Origin of the sequence: Lactobacillus sp. UMNPBX19 (assembly GCF_002553805.1) — a bacterium.
Lineage (GTDB): Bacteria > Bacillota > Bacilli > Lactobacillales > Lactobacillaceae > Lactobacillus.
The window spans coordinates 12,981-30,328 of sequence record NZ_PCYR01000011.1; the positions used below are offsets into that span (position 1 = coordinate 12,981).

Sequence of the window (17,348 nt, forward strand, 5' to 3'; positions counted from 1 at the left end):
TCCTCAATCAGGGAGCATTCCTATTTTAAAGCGTCTGTTGCAAATGATCTATTTTCAAGAGATGTTAAGAGTGCGTCAGCTGTATCAAGAGCTGTTAGTAATGGGACATTCTGTTGAATAGCCATTTGTCTAATAATAAAGCCATCAGAATTCTTTTCAATATCGTGTCCCATGGTATTAATCACTAAGTCAATTCTTCCCTCTCTTAATTCATTTAAGATATTGCCATCTGCATTTTCGTTTTCATGAACTTTAGTTACAAGATCAACATGTAACTCATTATTCTTTAAAAAGTTCGCTGTACCCTTAGTAGCAAAAATTCGATAACCAATTCTTGCAAATCTCTTTGCAATTGGAAGAATCTTTTCTTTATCCTTGTCTTCAATTGTTAACAAAACATTTCCATTTTCAGGTAGTTGCATCTTAGCTCCGGCAAAAGCCTTATAAAGAGCTTTCGCAAAAGTATGGTCGCTTCCCATTACTTCACCTGTCGATTTCATTTCTGGGCCAAGATATGAGTCTACGTCAGCTAACTTACTAAAACTAAAGACTGGAGCCTTAACACTAATCATCTCTGGTTCAGGTGCTAGACCATCACTATAGCCCTGCTGCACCAGCCTTTCGCCCATAATTACCCGAGTCGCAACTTGTGCCATTTCAATTCCAGTTATCTTACTTAAAAATGGAACTGTTCTACTTGCACGAGGATTTACTTCAATTACATAAACTTCACCGTTTCTCACAATAAATTGAATGTTCATAATTCCCACACAATTCAAAGTAAGAGCAAGCTTACGCGTAACATCCATAATCTTATCTTTAACTTCATCCATAAAGTTCTGTGGTGGGTAAACCGCCATTGAATCGCCAGAGTGAACACCAGCATGTTCAATGTGTTCCATAATTCCGGGTAGTAAAACATCCTGCCCATCACAAATTGCATCGACATCACACTCACGACCGTCTAAATAGTCATCTACTAAAATTGGATGATCAGCTGCAATGTCTACGTGGTCATACAAGTATTCTTCAAGCTCACTCTTGTTGTAAACAATTTCCATTGCCTTTCCACCCAGCACATAACTTGGACGAACTAAGACCGGATACCCTAACTCTTCAGCCGCTTTAATAACTCCTTCATGTGTTGTTGCAGTTAAGCCCTTTGGTTGATTTAATTTAAGTTTCTTAATTATTTGATCAAATAGTTCACGATCCTCTGCACGGTTAAGATCTTTAACACTGGTTCCCAAAATTTTAATCCCGTGATCTTTCAACCCAGCAGCCAAATTAATTGAAGTCTGTCCTCCAAACTGAACAATTACACCTTCGGGCTTTTCCAAATCACAAACATTCAATACATCTTCTAAGGTTAGGGGTTCAAAATACAATTTATCAGAAATTGAAAAGTCAGTTGAAACAGTTTCTGGATTTGAATTAATAACAATGGCTTCATAGCCCATCTTTTGAAGTGCTTTTACGCAGTGAACAGTTGCATAATCAAACTCGACACCCTGTCCGATTCTAATTGGACCAGAACCAATAACAATTACTGATTTTTTACCAGACTTATGTGATTCATTCTCACCATCATAAGTTGAGTAAAAGTATGGCGTCTTTGATTCAAACTCTGCGGCGCAAGTATCAACCATCTTATAGACTGGAATGATCCCATTCTTTTTACGCAAGTCTCTAACTTGATGAACACTTTCATTCCATAAAGTAGCAATAGTTGCATCACTAAAACCATATTTCTTAGCTAAACGTAAAGTTTCAAGATTATCCTTATTTTCTTGGATATTTTTTTCCATCTCTACCATGTGACTAACAATATCTAAGAAATAAAAGTTAATTTTGGTTAATTCATGAACATCTTCAAGACTATACCCTCTGCGAAAGGCTTCTGCTAAATAAAAGAGTCGATCATCTTGCGCTTTAACTAGTTTTTTCTCTATCTCTTCATCACTTGCATGATGAACTGCTTCAGAATAGAGATCTTTTTCGTCAATTTCAAGGGATCTTACTGCCTTTTGCATTGCCTCTTCAGCTGTTCGACCAATTGCCATTACTTCACCAGTAGCCTTCATTTGGGTACTCAAAGTGCGGTCGGCCTTAGAAAACTTATCAAATGGCCAGCGAGGAATTTTGCAGACGACATAATCTAAAGCTGGTTCAAATTCAGCATACGTTGTTCCAGTTACCGGATTTTTAATCTCATCTAGTGTCATCCCAATTGCAATCTTTGCGGCCATTTTTGCAATAGGATAACCTGTTGCCTTTGAAGCCAATGCACTTGATCGTGAAACTCGAGGATTCACCTCAATAACATCATAGTCAAAGCTATTAGGATCTAAGGCTAGCTGAACATTACAACCTCCCTCAATTTTAAGAGCCCTAATTAAACGTAAAGAACAATCACGAAGCATTTGGTATTCTTTATCACTCAAAGTCTGACTAGGTGAAAAAACAATAGAATCCCCAGTATGAATTCCAACTGGATCAAAATTCTCCATGCAACACACAATCATTGCATTATCATCATGATCACGCATTACTTCAAATTCAACTTCTTTATAGCCCGCAATTGATTTCTCAATTAAACATTCAGTAACAGGTGACAGTTCTAATCCATTCTTGGCAATTTTTGCTAACTCTTCATGATTATTACAAATACCACCACCAGTTCCACCCATAGTAAAGGCTGGACGAACGATAATTGGATAGCCAATTCTATCGCCAAACTCTAAAGCTTCTTCAACAGTATTAACAGTTGTTGATGGTGGAACGGGTTCACCCAATTCTTTACATAACTCTTTAAATTTCTCTCTATCTTCTGCTTGTTCAATCGAAGAAAGTCTTGTTCCTAATAATTCAATATTTAACTCATCCAAAATTCCTGTTTTAGCTAATGAAAGAGCCATATTTAATCCAACTTGCCCACCAAGCGTTGGTAAAATTGCATCAGGATACTCTTGTCTAATGATTCTTGAGATTGATTCCACAGTTAGGGGTTCAATATAAACCTTGTCTGCAATAGTAGTGTCAGTCATGATCGTAGCAGGGTTTGAATTAACTAATACTACTTCATAGCCCTCCTCACGAAGAGCTAAGCAAGCCTGTGTTCCTGAATAATCAAATTCTGCAGCTTGACCAATAATAATTGGACCAGAACCAATTACCATAATCTTATGAATATCTGTTCTCTTAGGCATGACGCTCTTCTTCCTTTCTTTGGTCAATCATTGACATAAAATCATCAAACAATGAGTCTTCATCATGAGGGCCTGGAGTTGCATCAGGGTGAAATTGGACTGAAAAGGCAGGATATTTTTTATGACGTAATCCTTCAACTGTGCCATCATTTACTTCAACATGAGTAATCATCAAGTTTTCTTTATCAATAGATTTCGGATCTACCGCATAGCCGTGATTTTGCGAAGTAAAACCAATATTACCAGTGGCAATTTCTCTTACAGGATGATTAAAGCCGCGATGTCCAAACTTCATTTTGTAGGTACTAGCCCCATTTGCTAGAGCAAAGACTTGATGGCCCATACAAATTCCAAATAGCGGAACATGTTTTTCAACTTCTTGGACCATTTTTGCAGCCGTAAGCATTTCTTCTGGATTTCCAGGCCCATTTGATAAAAGCACTCCGTCTGGATTAAGATTTAAAATTTCTTCGGCTGTTGCAGTGTAAGGTAAGACAATACAGTTACAGTCTCTCTCCGCTAATTCTCGTAAAATACTGTGCTTAATACCAAAGTCAATAACAACTATATTTCTTTTCGAGCCAGGAACTGGATAAGAATTTTTCGTTGAAACACGGCTGATTACACCTTGGGTAATGTTTCTTTGCTTTAATTCTTGAGCAATACTTGCTGCATTTTCCTTTGAATCAGTAATTCTTCCTTTTAGAGTACCGTGAATTCTTAATTTCTTAACTAATTCACGAGTATCAATTCCCTGCAAGCCAGGTATATTTAATTGTTTTAAAAACTTTGGCAAGGTTGTTTGCATACGCCAATTGTCTGGGTGACGCGCTACTTGGTGGCAAATTACACCCTTAATTTGAGGCTCAAGTGATTCATAATCTGCCAAAGTAATTCCATAGTTTCCAATTAACGGATTAGTAAAAACCAAAATCTGATCAGCATAGCTTTGGTCAGTAATTGCTTCTTGATAGCCCGTCATCCCTGTTGTAAAAACAACCTCACCGCTACTTTCACAATCATCTCCAAAGCCTTTGCCTTCATAAATGCTACCATCTTCTAAAATTAAATAGCGTTTCATTTTGTTCCCCTTTGATATACAACTTTACCATCAACAAATGTCATCACTGTCTCCCCATATACTTTCTGACCAGTAAATGGTGTATTTACTCCTTTAGACTTAAAATCCTCTTCTTTAATTTCTTTTTGATGCTCAATATCAAAAATCGCAATATCTGCATTCTCACCAGGTGCAAGAAGACCTGCGCTTTTTATACCAAATACTGTAGCCGGCTTATCAGTAAGAAGAGATAGTAATTGTTCAAGCGTGAAAACTTTCTCTTCCTTTACAAATCTAGTATAAAGAGTGCTAAATGCTGTCTCACTTCCTGTAATTCCAAAAGCGGCTCCTCGCATACTACCTTCTTTTTCCGCTTTAGCATGGGGAGCATGGTCAGTAGCAATTAAATCAATTGTTCCATCTAGCATCCCAACTAAAAGAGCTGCTTGATCCTCTTTACTTCTTAGTGGTGGATTCATCTTAAAGTAAGGATCGTCTTCTGGAATATCGCTATCTGTCAATAAAATATGGTGTGGTGCAACCTCACACGTTACCTTAATCCCTCGTGCTTTTGCTAAACGAACTAATTCTACACTGGTTTTTGTCGAAACATGACAAATATGGTAATGGACTCCTGTTTTTTGTGCTGAAAGGAGATCACGAGAAATTTGCGTAGTCTCAGCAAGTTCTGTAACTGGTGGTAAGTCTAATTTTTCAGCTGCTATTCCTTCATTAACAATTCCTTTATTAAAAAGTGAATCATCTTGGGCATGGGCTGCAATAATTAAGTTGTTTTCTTTAGCCTTTTGCATGGCCAGATACATTGTCTGCGCACTTTGAACTCCATGTCCGTCATTACTTAATGCAAATGCGCCTGCTTTCTTAAGTTCTGCGTAGTCAGGAATAATATCAGTTGTTTCATCCTTAGTGACAGGACCATACTGGAGAATATGAACTAACCCCTTTTTTTGATTTTCTCTAACCATTTTCTCCATTAATTCAGCTGTATTAGGAACAGGAGTGACATTAGGCATAGCACCAACAGTTGTAAAACCCCCACGTGCTGCCGCTTGACTACCAGTTTTGATATCCTCCTTATAGGTTTGACCGGGATCACGATAATGCACATGAACATCCACTAAGCCTGGGCTAACTATCATCCCGCTAGCATCAATTATTTCTTCCCCTTCTAGATCGGTTCCAATAGACTTAATTTTTTGACCATCGATTAAAACATCGGCTTTGATTAGGTGGCCGTTTTGGTACACAGTTCCGTTTTTAATTACAGTAGTCATTACTTGAGCCCTCCTAATTTTCTTCCTCGTAAGACTGCCTCAATCATTGCCATTCTCATAAACACACCATTCTGCATTTGACGAGTAAACATACACTTGTCGCTTTCCACCAAATCTGCACTTAATTCAACATCGTGGTTAATTGGACCGGGGTGCATAATAATTGCATTTGGCTTTAATTCTTGATAGCGTTGGTTATTAATTCCGTATTTTTCATGATATGCTTTTGCATTAAAATTCTTTTCATTAGGATCATCACTGTGTCTTTCATGTTGAACTCTTAAGAGCATCATCACATCCATCTCGGAAATCAACTTATCTAGTTCTTCATATTTTCCATATTTATCAAATTCCTTCGAGTACCAATATTCAGGTCCTGAAAAGTAAACTTCAGCTCCTAACCGATGGAGTAATTCCATATTACTTTTAGCAACTCGTGAATTAGTAATATCGCCAACAATAGCTACTTTTAGACCTTTAAATTGCTTAAAATGTTCATGAATTGTCATCATGTCTAACAAACATTGACTTGGATGTTGCCCACTGCCATCTCCGGCATTAATTATTCCAATATCTAAATGTTGATGATTTTGAGGGCGGATTAAATTTTGATAGTATTCATTTTTTGAATGACGAATTACTTCAATATTCACTCCCACAGCTTCCATAATCAGGGATGTATCATATAATGTTTCTCCCTTATTAACTGAAGAATGAGCAGGATCAAATGGAATTACAGTTAAACCTAATTTTCTTTCAGCCATTTCAAAACTAGTATGCGTTCTACTTGAATCTTCAAAAAACATATTAGTAATATAGATGGGATCTGTTAGATTAGGCGTAGCTCCACCATTTTTAAAATATTCTGCTCGATTAATTAAAGCTTCAACTTGTTCAACACTCAGATTTTCTACACTAACAAAATGTGGTAAACTAACAAGATTTAAATTTTCCATTTTTTATTCTTTCTAAAGCAAAAGGCCTGAAGCATTTAATTGCTCCAGGCCTATTTTTCATATTCTTGTATACGAAAAATATAGCAACCCTTCTGGCCCTCTCTGGAGTCAATTAAATGGTTGACTATTAAATTAATATTTCTTAATTATTTTGATAGAGATTTCAGTTCAACTGAATCCTTACCATCTTTTTCTACCATGTTAACAGCAACTTGTTCGTTAGCTGCAGTTGGGATATTCTTACCGACAAAGTCAGCTCTAATTGGTAATTCACGGTGACCGCGATCTACCAAAACTGCCACTTTAATTGAACTAGGACGTCCATCATCCATCAAAGCATCCATCGCTGCTCTAATTGTTCGACCAGTATAAATTACATCGTCAATTAAAATTACTTTCTTATCGGTAATATCAACATCAATTTGGTTAGAATTGACTACTGGATCTTGTTTTAGTAAAGCATCATGACGATCATCACGATAAAGCGTAATATCTAGCTCATCGATTGGCACATCAACATTTTCTAATTTTTGAATTCGGTCATGAATTCTCTTGGCTAAATAAACTCCTCTTGTCTTGATTCCAATTAAAACAAGATTATCAGTACCCTTATTTTGCTCAATAATTTCATAAGTAATTCGAGTTAATGCACGCTTCATTGCTAGTGCATCCCAAATTTCCTTTGCCATATTTTTCCTCCTGATTTTACCCATAAAAAAAGCTCCTAGTTCTTGAGACTAGGAGCTTATAGTAAAGTCATACTTATTTAAGCCTGCCTTGCTAGCCTCACGGGACTAATTTTAAAGGACATTTATTGTTTTAAAATTACTGTACTTTCTGATTTTTGTCAAGCCATTTAATTAAAATTGACTTTATTCACTAATTGATTAATATCTGTAATTCCTAACTTTTCTAATTCCTTTGGTAAGTCATCAGCAATATGCTTTGAAGCAAGACTATCCTTAAAATGAGCCGTTCCAACAGCAACTGCATTAGCACCAGCTAGGATAAATTCAATTACATCTTTAGCAGAACTGATTCCACCCATCCCAATAATTGGTAAAGTTGTACTTTCTCGAACTTGGTGAACCATTCTAATAGCAATTGGTTTTACGGCTTCTCCCGAAAGACCACCAATATTGTGACCTAAAACAGGCTTTCTAGTTTCAACATCAATCTCCATTCCCAAAAGAGTATTGATTAAGGATAATCCATCTGCGCCACCATTTTCAGCTGCTTTCGCAATCTGCGTAATATCAGTGACATTAGGGGTTAATTTTACATAAATTGGAATTTTTACGACTGACTTAATTTTTTTAGTCAATTCTTCCACTACATCAGGATGAACGCCAAAGCTCATTCCGCCCTGATTCACATTCGGACAAGAAACATTAATCTCTAAGGCATTTACTAGTCCAGAATCAGATAGCTTCTTAGCTACTTCAAGATATCCTGCTTCATCTTCTCCACCAACGCTAGCCATAATTGGCAAGGCAGGATATTCATTACGCAACGGAGTTAATTTATCTTTGATCACCGCATCCACACCGGGATTAGTTAATCCAACTGAATTCAACACCCCAGTATTTAAAACAGCTATTTGGGGCTGCGGATTACCTGTTGTACTATGAGGAGTAGTCGTCTTTATTACCATTGCTCCCAAATCATTTAAATCAAATTTCTTGGCTGCCGGTACATCCCCAAAACCAAAGGTACCACTTGCTGGCATAATTGGATTTTTTAAATCTAATCCTGGTAATTTTACGTGTGTATTAATCATATTTTCCTCCAAAATGAATGCTCTCTGTCATTCAATTATTTTTCAAGAATTGATTGTACACGCTTTTTTATTTTTTTCAAAGTCAAAAATTTTATTTGTAATTCTTTCTCGAAGATGCTAAACTTCACTTTGATTAAACTTTAAACGGTACAGAGAGACCGCAAGTTAGAATTATTGGCTTAAATTATCTGAGAAAGTCTATACCTAGTGTCTCTCTGCGCTCGGTATAGACTTTTTTTATGGAGGAAAAATGAGTAGACCTGTTATCGTTGCCTTAGATTTAGACAATGAAAAGAAATTAAATGAACTATTACCGAAACTAGGTAAACCTGAAAATGTTTTTATTAAGATCGGGATGGAACTCTTCTTTAACGAAGGCCCTAAAATCGTAAAACAATTATCAGAACAGGGGTATCAAATCTTTTTAGACCTAAAGATGAACGATATTCCTAATACAGTCTATAATGGCGCAAAAGCATTAGCTCGTTTGGGTATTACCTACACCACGGTTCACGCACTTGGTGGTAGTCAAATGATTAAGGCTGCAAAAGATGGGTTAATTGCGGGAACTCCGATTGATAAAAATGTTCCTAAATTACTAGCTGTAACTGAATTAACTTCTATTTCAGACGAAATTCTACATTATGAGCAAAATTGCAATTTATCGATGAATGATCAAGTATTAAGCTTAGCTACAACAGCTAAAAAAGCAGGTGCAGACGGTGTAATTTGTTCTCCACTTGAAGTTAAAAATTTACGTCAAAAAGTTGGAGAAGACTTTTTGTACGTAACTCCTGGAATTAGACCAGCTGGTAATGCTAAAGATGATCAATCACGCGTAGCTACTCCACTTCAAGCAAAAGAATGGGGTTCAACAGCGATTGTTGTTGGTCGGCCAATTACTTTAGCTACTGATCCAGAAGCCGCATACGAAGCAATTAAAAAGGAGTTCAACTAACATGCATAAAGATCAAATTATTAGTCAATTAATCAAAGAAAAAATTATTACTATTTCTCCTGATAAACCTTTCACTTATGCAAGTGGAATGCTTTCACCAATCTATACCGATCTTCGGTTAACTGTTTCTTATCCAGAACTGCGTGATATGATTGCTAGTGACCTAGCCAACCTAATTGCGGCAGAATTTCCTCAAGCAACAATTATTGGCGGAGTTGCAACTGCTGGTATTCCTCATGCTGCTTTAGTTGCCGAAAAATTACATTTACCGATGATTTATGTTCGTCCAAAACCTAAAGATCACGGTAAAGGTCGTCAAATCGAAGGTCGTTTTTCAGAAAATGATCAAATTGTCTTAATTGATGATCTAATTACCACTGGTGGATCAGTTTTAAACGCAGTTAAAGCTACTGAAAAAGATGGTGGAAAAGTAGCTGGGATTGCTTCAATCTTCACTTATTATTTGCCAGATGCAAAAGAAAACTTTAAAGAAGCAAATGTAAAATATACTCCCCTTCTTTCTTATCCTGAATTACTTAAAAAAGAAAATGAATCCGGACATATTACCAGTGACCAATATGATATTTTAAAAACCTGGCATGAAGATCCATGGGCTTGGGGTAAAAAATTTAACAGTTAAATCTCAATAAGATTATCATCATATAGTTAATTTAAAAAGAGACTGATTTTTATATTTAATCAGTCTCTTTCTTTTATTTCCAGCTTATTTTTATTAATAAAATTTTCTTTAATTTCAAACTGGCTACAAATATTTATCAATACCGCAAGTTAATTAATCGCCTCATTTAGCATGTGGTAGACTTAAGGAGAGTGAGTGATTTTCTTTTTTATTAGCAATTCGTTAATAAAAACTATAACATTTATCTATATAATAATTGTAATTGGCAGAAAGGATGGATGAAATATGGATACAAATAATATTTTGTCTTACATAAAATGGCGTGGCGACATTTCCCTTTCTGTACGACCCTTTGACGAAGTTGATGCATTAGTAATTGCCACGTTTTCTTATATTCATCTTAATGGAATTGTCCCCGATTCTAATAAAGAAATTTCAATAAAAGAAGCCGCTGAAAAATATTTTAATTCTTCAAATCAACATCTCGACCATTATAAGTATCAAGATTTACTAAAATTAATGGCAAATTCTGTTCGTTTTGGGGATGCAAAATTATCTTACTTTGTGGATGTTCTTACTGATCGGATACAATTTTCTGCAATCAAAATTAGTCTTGATAATGATACTAATTTTATTTCATTTCGAGGAACAGATGATAGCTTAGTTGGCTGGAAAGAAGATTTTGAAATTAGTTTTAGAACAACCGGTGCACAAAAATATGCTCTGAAGTATCTGACAAATATTTTAAAGACTACTAAACAAGTCTACAGTTTAGCTGGTCACTCCAAAGGTGGTAATCTTGCTGAATATGCAGCAGTTAACTTACCTGATGACTTAAAAAAGCAGATCAAAACTATTTGCACTTTTGATAGTCCTGGGCTTAGTACTCAAGTTGATGGGGTAACTGATAAACTAAAACGTTATGTGCCTGAATTTAGTATCATTGGCCGGCTTTTTGAGCCAGAAAACATTACCCCAACAATTTTAGTTAGTGATCGGCCAAAACTAGCTCAACACGATCCAATGAGCTGGGAAGTATCGGGTTCTCACTTTATTACTAGAGCTCATCGCAATCCAACTTCTAAAATATATAATCAAATCATAAATCAATGGATTGGTGAAGCAAATCTTCAAGAACGTGAAGCCCTAACCAATGATCTATTTAATGCTTTTGCAGCTAGTGGAGCAACCAAAATTACAGAACTTAATAAAAATGGTTTTGGTGGTTTTGGCGCTATTCTTTTCTCTCTTACTAATTCATCTAGAAGAACGCGATTTGTTCTTGGGAGTTTATGGGAAACTATCTGGCGCAGTATTAAAGCAACTCATCTAGAAAAATTATTTATAAATCCCAATTCAATTATTGGATGGGTATTAATTATTCTTGGTATTGTAAACCTGACGATTCCTGATTATGCCTATCGAGCATTTGGAGGAATAGTTGGCGTCTTTTGTATTGGATGGAGTGGCTATCACATTGTTACAGCTGCTAACTCCCATTTAGTGCCTAAGTCAAAGCAATTCTTTATTATTACTTATCTCATTGTTTTTGGCTTAGCTGTTGCGATTATTTCTAATAACCGTTTATTGGCTTTCTTAGCTCACTATGTTCTAGGGATCTTCTTGATCGGTTTTGCATATGTCAGATTACGTAATGTAATCGTTAAAAATAAGAAAAATGGAATTTTCAAAAATATCATTGATGTGGTTGAAAGTTTAATTGCTTTCGCAGCTGGCATTATTGTAATTGTAAATCCTAATTACTTCAGTCGCCAAGCAGTCATTATTTTAGGAATTTTACTGATCATTTATGGCCTCTTCCAATTAATAATGGAATTATTTAAACAAAGAAAATCAAAAATTCCGCCTAAACATCGTTAACAAATTAAATAAGGCTTTTGGAACTTAATCCAAAAGCCTTATTATTTTACTTATAAAATTTTTTCAATTGCCTCTGCTACACCATCATGATCACAATCACTTGTTACTCTTTGAGCTGCTTCTTTCACGGCTGGGACTGCATTACCCATTGCTACTCCAATACCAGCAAGTTTAATCATGCTTAGATCATTTTCTTCGTCTCCAATAGCTATCAAATTCTCACTACTTAAATTCAATTTGTGACAAAGAAATTTTAAAGCATTTCCTTTAGAAACACCTTTAGGATTTGCTTCATAATAAAAGGGTGCTGTTTTAGCAAAAGTAATTTCATCATCCAGATGAGCAAAAGGTCTATGATCAGCAATTTTTTGATCTAGCAAATCTTGCCGATCTACATACATACACTTAATAATTGGAATATCTTTCATCTCAGCTGGTGTACGGTAAGAAATACCTAAATTAACTAAGTTAGCCTCATATAGAGTATAGTCTCCAATATCTCGATCTGCGGTATAAATCCTATCTGGTGCTGAGGCATGAAAGTGTAGACCTAATTTTAAGGAAATTGTCTCTAAATCCAGATAATTGTCATAAGTTAATTTTTTCTCAAACAAGACATCGCCAGCCGTTGTTTCTACTACTCCACCGCCAAAACAAACGACGTATTGATCTTCTTGATCATTTAAACCTAACTCAGTCAGAATCTTTTCTACTCCGCTCAATGGTCGACCTGTAGCAATAACAATTTTTATTCCTGCACGCTTTGCTTTTAAAATTGTATTTTTTACTTTTAGAGTCAGTTCTTTTTTAGAATTTAATAATGTACCATCAACATCAATTGCGATTATTTTTATATTTTTCATCTTATAATTTGCCTCACTATTGCCAATCCTATAACTCCTAATCCAATGCATCCCACAACACTTAATTGCAAGCGCCAAGTAATTGTTAAGTAGGCAATAAATTCACGTACAAAGGCATTTAAGGTAAAGTACCACTTTGTTTTTGCACCATAGCCAATACATTGTAAACCTAATCTCTTTGCCAGAACTAGGGCACGATATACATGGTAAGAATTAGTTACGATAGCAAAACGAGAATCTGGTTTCATCAATTTATGTGAAAAAATCAAATTTTCTCTAGTTGTCTTTGACTTATCTTCAACAATAATATCTTTCTTCGGAACACCTTTTTCTTCAGCATATTTTGCCATTGCCACTGCTTCAGGAATTTCTTCACCGGGTCCTTGTCCCCCTGACATAATGATTTTTGAGCCAGGATTACGACGATATACTTCTATTCCACGATTGATTCTTGCAGCAAGAAGCGGTGTTACCCTTTTTCCCATTAAACCTGCTCCAAGTACAACTACGTAGTCTAACTTTTTAGTCTTAATATTCACTAGATTAATCCAAGAAGTTAAAGTATACATCATCATAATAAAAATCAGATAAATAATTACGAGGTTAATAAACAAATATACATAAGTTCCAAAATTGTTATGAGTTAATTTCCCGACTAATGGAAAGAGAAATAAGTAGGCAATAATTCCGATGCCCATTGCTAACGATGAGAAATTAGTCCAGCGATTACCTTCGCGAATTAAAATCTTAATCCCATCATAAATAAACATAATGATCAAAATTGCAATAAAAGCCACAACGGAAAACATTATTGCCATTAATATTAGCACAAAAATAAGCAAAACAACTTGATGGGTAACAGGAAAAACTTCAGCAGCAATTAATAAACTAACAGCTGTAAATAGACCAAAAGTAATTATTGCACATACTAAAGTCATCCCTGACCATAAGCTTCGCCTCTCATGAGTTAAAACCCAGAGAAATGTTCCTAATGCCAGTAAAAATAAAACTAATGCAATTGAAAATGATAAGACCACTTATCATTTCACCACCTTAATCTATTACACATATTCCTTGTGTTTCGCCTTTTCTTAATTATACAAAAATAATTGTCTTCATGTTTTTGATTCAGTATAATTAAGAAAATATTTTTAGGAGGACAAAAAATGGCAGAACAAATTTTAGTAACAACCACTGAAAATATTCCCGGTCGAAAATATGAAATTATTGGTGAAGTTTTTGGGGTTACAACTCAATCAAAAAATGCAATTCGAGATTTTGGTGCTGGCTTAAAAAGTATTGTCGGTGGTGAAATTAAAGCTTATACCTCAATGTTAACTGAATCAAGAGATCAATCAATTGCTCGCCTTCGTCAAAATGCCGACGAAATGGGTGCTGACGCTGTAGTTATGATGCGTTTTGATTCAGGCTCTATTGCGGGCGATATGCAATCTGTCGTTGCTTACGGAACTGCGGTTAAATTTATTGATTAATCTAAAAAACTGGCTTTTCAGCCAGTTTTTTATTTTCTTAAACCTTTTGGATAGAAGTTCTTTAAAATTTGATCATTTCCAATTTTTCCGAAACTGAAGATATGGTCTTGATAAGCAACCAAAACAAAGCCGCGCAAATTACTATCTATCTTAATCGTCTCTCCATGTATATATCGCTCATACTCTGCCTTATCTTCAAAATTAATAAGTTGTTTTTGTTCTTTTTGTCCCAATACCTCAGCTAGTTGATGGCTTGGCTCAAAACGCTTTTTCTTAAGTAACCCTAATTCAACACCATTATTTAGAACATGTAGTTCAGTTAGCCGGTCTGGGTCAAGAGCTGGGACAAAGACGTGACCATTACTTTGCAAAACCTCATTTTGCCAATTTTCTAAACTAGATGGTAGAGCAAAATTATCTAATACTTTTGCCACCACACTAATCTCATCTTTATTTAAACGCGTAATTGTGCTCTTTTTCTGGCGTTTGTTCTTTCTCTTTTTAGCCTTAGTTGAAATCTCTTGATTCTCTTCAATATTTTTCAGATGAGCAACAAATTGGCCTTCTCCCACTCCATTTTGAAACCAAAGTCTAACCGTTTCCTTTAATTCTGGCAAGTTAGATTTTGACCACTCTGGTCTACCGGCCGACATTCCGGAATAGAGCTTAAGAGGTTCAATTTCTAATGGATAGTTCTCAACTAGCCACGCTACTATTTCTTCATCTTCTTCTGGAGAATATGTACAAGTAGAATAGACGATCTCTCCGTCCGGCTTTAGCATCTTCATTGCTTCACTCAGAATTTCTTTTTGTCTAGTTTGGCATGTTAATACATAGTCAGGAGACCAATATTGTGTCGCAGCAGGATCTTTTCTAAACATCCCTTCTCCAGAACACGGTGCATCAACTAAAATTTTATCAAAAAAGTGAGGCAATTTTTTTGATAAGCGATCGGGGCTTTCGTTAGTGACTACAACATTTGTAGCTCCCCATCTTTCGAGATTTTCTCTTAAATCCTTTGCTCTACTTTTTGAAATTTCATTAGCTACTAAGAGCCCCTTACCATCTAGCAAACTCGCTAATGCAGTTGATTTGCCGCCTGGAGCAGCACATAAATCCAGCACCTTATCGCCAGGTTTTACATTAAGAGAAACGGCTGGATACATGGCCGAGGGATCTTGGGAGTAAACATAGCCGCCTGTCCACTCACTATCGCGCCCTGAAATTTCTCCATAATATCCATCTTTAGTAAATTCAATTGGTTCTTTAAGACTATATTGAACATCCTGATACTTATTCTTTAATGGGTTTAAGCGAAATCCCTTTTTACTTGGACTATTAATTGCAGTAAAAAATTTACTACTTTCTTCTTCTCCCAATAAGCTCTTATATTTCTCAACAAATTCAATTGGCAATGACATTATTTTTCCTTCTTAATTTTTATTAAAAGCAGCATTAATACATAAGTAATAATCTGCATTGCAAAAACGATTAAAAATAGGACATATAACTGACTGTGATTAGAGTAAAAACTCCACGTTTGTAAACCCAAACTAGTCAAAATAACAATTATTCCATTGGCTAAAAAGAAACGTAAACCAGAATCAGCTAATAAATGAGCCCAGATTTTGCCAGGAACATATTTTAAGTTTACCGGATTTTCAGCTAGGACTGCTGCAATCGCTGCAACTATCAGTGCAATTACAACACAGAAAATTGCACCGATTAATTTTTTAGTTGGACTGATCCCATGTTGCCTATTGTAGGTTTTACTAAAGTCCTTAATCTGCATACTTCCCCAGAGATAATGTTGTAAAGCATTCGCCTCGTTTTTATTCAACCCATCTACTACTACCTTATAGTTAGTAATTGATTCTTTTGCAGTTGGCTGATTAATCCCAGTTGAAAGATAGTAAACAGCCTCCCCATTTTGACTCTCATTGTTTTTCTTTAATTCACCAATAATTGTGACATAATCATTATTCTCTTTTAGATAATGGTTATTCTGTAAGATTACAACTCTATCTTTAGTATCTGAAGAAATAACTGCAAAAGGAATTGTTCCATCGAAGTCATTTTTACTAAAGTACCTAGAACTTCCCTTAGCAAGCGGTTGACTTTTCAAATTGTAGTTAGCCCAAATTAAAACTCGATCTGGAATATAATCTGATTCAAAGTGAATCTGCACTTTATCATGAGAGAATTTCTTATTAACATAAGTTAAGAACTGTTTAATATTGTGTTTTTTCTTAGGATTAAAAACATAATATGTGCTTGATAAACCGTTATTACTTAAAACTTGATCAGCTCTCTGGGACTGCTGACGTGACAAAATTAAGCCTAGTCCTAAGAAAGCTAAAAAAGAAATTATTAAAAGAATAAGTCGTTTTATTTTCATTATTTTACTTCAAACACCTTTTCATCGATGAAATCAAAACTTCGAAAACTATGATTAACCTTTTTATTAGTCGTAGTTTTTGCCTCTTGCCAAAAAGTAGTAGAATTTGTTGCTCCAAATTTTTCACCAATAAATAATAAAACTGGCTGATAATCAAGCTGACGATAAAGATTGAGGATATTTACGTCATCTTCCCCAAAATTGGGTGCCCAAGAGCAAATAATCAAGTCAACTTCGGGATGTTTTTTAATCGCACTTATAGCATCCAAATTTTCTGTTTCAAAAATTGGGGCTTCACCCGTTGTTGAACTTTTCGCCCAAGCAAAAGAATCACTAGCTATCGCTTTTATGCCGACCTCACTTAGGGCTTTTGACCAATATGCATTTCCTGCCATAATTTCTAAACTCGATTTAACTCCATATTCTTGTTTGATTAACTTAGCAGTTTCCAAATTTGGCAAAGACCAGATTCCATATTCTCTTGAGAGAAAGCTACGAAAATTATTCAGTAAATTATTTGCTTCTTGCGCCTTCTCGCTTCTTGCCGTCTTCTCTATCATTATATCTAAGCTATCGGGTAAAAAGCCAAGTGAATTAGGTGATTTTTGTAAAATTTTTCCATTTTCTAGGTTAGTAATTATATTATTAATGGCAATAACTTGCTCATGAAGTGGTAAATAGTTGAGTTCTTTATCTAATTTGTTGAGTTTATTTTGATATTTCTTCATTTTCTATCTTCCTTATGCAATGATTTTACCATTCAAAAGAAATAAAAACAGGTATAATAAAAGTGATGCAAAAATTAAGGAGCAAAA

The 17,348-nt window shown here is 35.3% G+C and carries 15 protein-coding genes; 4 read left to right on the plus strand and 11 right to left on the minus strand.

What is annotated here, in order from left to right:
• Positions 1-20: 20 nt before the first annotated feature.
• The 6 genes from carB to CP370_RS04670 all read right to left on the minus strand — a co-directional run bounded on the left by carB (position 21) and on the right by CP370_RS04670 (position 8,300).
• On the minus strand, positions 21-3,209 hold the full coding sequence (carB, locus tag CP370_RS04645) for a carbamoyl-phosphate synthase large subunit (RefSeq protein ID WP_087713037.1): 3,189 nt from the start codon (positions 3,207-3,209) through the stop codon (positions 21-23).
• On the minus strand, positions 3,202-4,290 hold the full coding sequence (locus CP370_RS04650) for a carbamoyl phosphate synthase small subunit (protein ID WP_087713038.1): 1,089 nt from the start codon (positions 4,288-4,290) through the stop codon (positions 3,202-3,204). The genes carB and CP370_RS04650 overlap by 8 nt, the downstream gene beginning before the upstream one ends.
• Positions 4,287-5,564, minus strand: coding sequence for a dihydroorotase (locus CP370_RS04655; RefSeq protein WP_087713039.1), 1,278 nt, complete (start codon positions 5,562-5,564; stop codon positions 4,287-4,289). The genes CP370_RS04650 and CP370_RS04655 overlap by 4 nt, the downstream gene beginning before the upstream one ends.
• Positions 5,564-6,520, minus strand: coding sequence for an aspartate carbamoyltransferase catalytic subunit (locus CP370_RS04660; RefSeq protein WP_087713040.1), 957 nt, complete (start codon positions 6,518-6,520; stop codon positions 5,564-5,566). The genes CP370_RS04655 and CP370_RS04660 overlap by 1 nt, the downstream gene beginning before the upstream one ends.
• A 146-nt stretch (positions 6,521-6,666) precedes the next feature.
• On the minus strand, positions 6,667-7,209 hold the full coding sequence (gene pyrR / locus CP370_RS04665) for a bifunctional pyr operon transcriptional regulator/uracil phosphoribosyltransferase PyrR (protein WP_034525115.1): 543 nt from the start codon (positions 7,207-7,209) through the stop codon (positions 6,667-6,669).
• Between the two features lie 167 nt (positions 7,210-7,376).
• Positions 7,377-8,300, minus strand: a complete 924-nt coding sequence (locus CP370_RS04670) for a dihydroorotate dehydrogenase (RefSeq protein WP_087285326.1) — start codon at positions 8,298-8,300, stop codon at positions 7,377-7,379.
• A 250-nt stretch (positions 8,301-8,550) separates the two neighbouring features.
• Between CP370_RS04670 and pyrF the strand changes: the two genes are divergently transcribed.
• The 3 genes from pyrF (at position 8,551) to CP370_RS04685 (ending at position 11,779) form a co-directional block, all read left to right on the plus strand.
• Complete coding sequence (pyrF, locus tag CP370_RS04675; protein ID WP_023599555.1) at positions 8,551-9,258, plus strand: orotidine-5'-phosphate decarboxylase; 708 nt, start codon at positions 8,551-8,553, stop codon at positions 9,256-9,258.
• A gap of 1 nt (position 9,259) precedes the next feature.
• On the plus strand, positions 9,260-9,898 hold the full coding sequence (gene pyrE, locus CP370_RS04680) for an orotate phosphoribosyltransferase (protein WP_087713041.1): 639 nt from the start codon (positions 9,260-9,262) through the stop codon (positions 9,896-9,898).
• Positions 9,899-10,183: 285 nt separating this feature from the next.
• Positions 10,184-11,779 (plus strand): Mbeg1-like protein, encoded by a 1,596-nt coding sequence (locus CP370_RS04685; RefSeq protein ID WP_087713042.1) that lies wholly within the window; start codon positions 10,184-10,186, stop codon positions 11,777-11,779.
• A gap of 50 nt (positions 11,780-11,829) precedes the next feature.
• Here CP370_RS04685 and CP370_RS04690 read toward each other — a convergent pair whose 3' ends face one another.
• Positions 11,830-12,642 carry a Cof-type HAD-IIB family hydrolase gene (locus tag CP370_RS04690; RefSeq protein WP_087713043.1) on the minus strand — a complete coding sequence of 271 codons (813 nt, stop codon included), beginning with the start codon at positions 12,640-12,642 and terminating at the stop codon, positions 11,830-11,832.
• Positions 12,639-13,679 (minus strand): YdcF family protein, encoded by a 1,041-nt coding sequence (locus CP370_RS04695; protein WP_087713044.1) that lies wholly within the window; start codon positions 13,677-13,679, stop codon positions 12,639-12,641. Before CP370_RS04695 ends, CP370_RS04690 begins: the two co-directional genes overlap by 4 nt.
• Positions 13,680-13,808: 129 nt before the next feature.
• Between CP370_RS04695 and CP370_RS04700 the strand changes: the two genes are divergently transcribed.
• Entirely contained in the window at positions 13,809-14,135 is a 327-nt protein-coding gene (locus tag CP370_RS04700) for a heavy metal-binding domain-containing protein (protein WP_069168418.1), read from the plus strand.
• 29 nt (positions 14,136-14,164) lie between these two features.
• Here CP370_RS04700 and CP370_RS04705 read toward each other — a convergent pair whose 3' ends face one another.
• The 3 genes from CP370_RS04705 to CP370_RS04715 are packed head-to-tail and all read right to left on the minus strand — an operon-like array spanning position 14,165 to position 17,261.
• Positions 14,165-15,556 carry an RsmB/NOP family class I SAM-dependent RNA methyltransferase gene (locus CP370_RS04705; RefSeq protein WP_087713045.1) on the minus strand — a complete coding sequence of 464 codons (1,392 nt, stop codon included), beginning with the start codon at positions 15,554-15,556 and terminating at the stop codon, positions 14,165-14,167.
• A complete protein-coding gene (locus CP370_RS04710) occupies positions 15,556-16,533 on the minus strand; it encodes a hypothetical protein (protein ID WP_087713046.1) in 978 nt (325 codons plus the stop codon). Before CP370_RS04710 ends, CP370_RS04705 begins: the two co-directional genes overlap by 1 nt.
• A complete protein-coding gene (locus tag CP370_RS04715) occupies positions 16,533-17,261 on the minus strand; it encodes a hypothetical protein (RefSeq protein WP_012846079.1) in 729 nt (242 codons plus the stop codon). The genes CP370_RS04710 and CP370_RS04715 overlap by 1 nt, the downstream gene beginning before the upstream one ends.
• Positions 17,262-17,348 lie beyond the last annotated feature (87 nt).

Coding starts and splice junctions, on each gene's coding strand:
- CP370_RS04710 (WP_087713046.1), bottom strand. CDS start 16,533: ATGAAAATAAAACGACTTATTCTTTTAATAATTTCTTTTTTAGCTTTC.
- CP370_RS04660 (WP_087713040.1), bottom strand. CDS start 6,520: ATGGAAAATTTAAATCTTGTTAGTTTACCACATTTTGTTAGTGTAGAA.
- CP370_RS04685 (WP_087713042.1), top strand. CDS start 10,184: ATGGATACAAATAATATTTTGTCTTACATAAAATGGCGTGGCGACATT.
- CP370_RS04700 (WP_069168418.1), top strand. CDS start 13,809: ATGGCAGAACAAATTTTAGTAACAACCACTGAAAATATTCCCGGTCGA.
- CP370_RS04655 (WP_087713039.1), bottom strand. CDS start 5,564: ATGACTACTGTAATTAAAAACGGAACTGTGTACCAAAACGGCCACCTA.
- carB (WP_087713037.1), bottom strand. CDS start 3,209: ATGCCTAAGAGAACAGATATTCATAAGATTATGGTAATTGGTTCTGGT.
- CP370_RS04690 (WP_087713043.1), bottom strand. CDS start 12,642: ATGAAAAATATAAAAATAATCGCAATTGATGTTGATGGTACATTATTA.
- CP370_RS04670 (WP_087285326.1), bottom strand. CDS start 8,300: ATGATTAATACACACGTAAAATTACCAGGATTAGATTTAAAAAATCCA.
- CP370_RS04715 (WP_012846079.1), bottom strand. CDS start 17,261: ATGAAGAAATATCAAAATAAACTCAACAAATTAGATAAAGAACTCAAC.
- pyrR (WP_034525115.1), bottom strand. CDS start 7,209: ATGGCAAAGGAAATTTGGGATGCACTAGCAATGAAGCGTGCATTAACT.
- pyrF (WP_023599555.1), top strand. CDS start 8,551: ATGAGTAGACCTGTTATCGTTGCCTTAGATTTAGACAATGAAAAGAAA.
- CP370_RS04650 (WP_087713038.1), bottom strand. CDS start 4,290: ATGAAACGCTATTTAATTTTAGAAGATGGTAGCATTTATGAAGGCAAA.
- pyrE (WP_087713041.1), top strand. CDS start 9,260: ATGCATAAAGATCAAATTATTAGTCAATTAATCAAAGAAAAAATTATT.
- CP370_RS04705 (WP_087713045.1), bottom strand. CDS start 15,556: ATGTCATTGCCAATTGAATTTGTTGAGAAATATAAGAGCTTATTGGGA.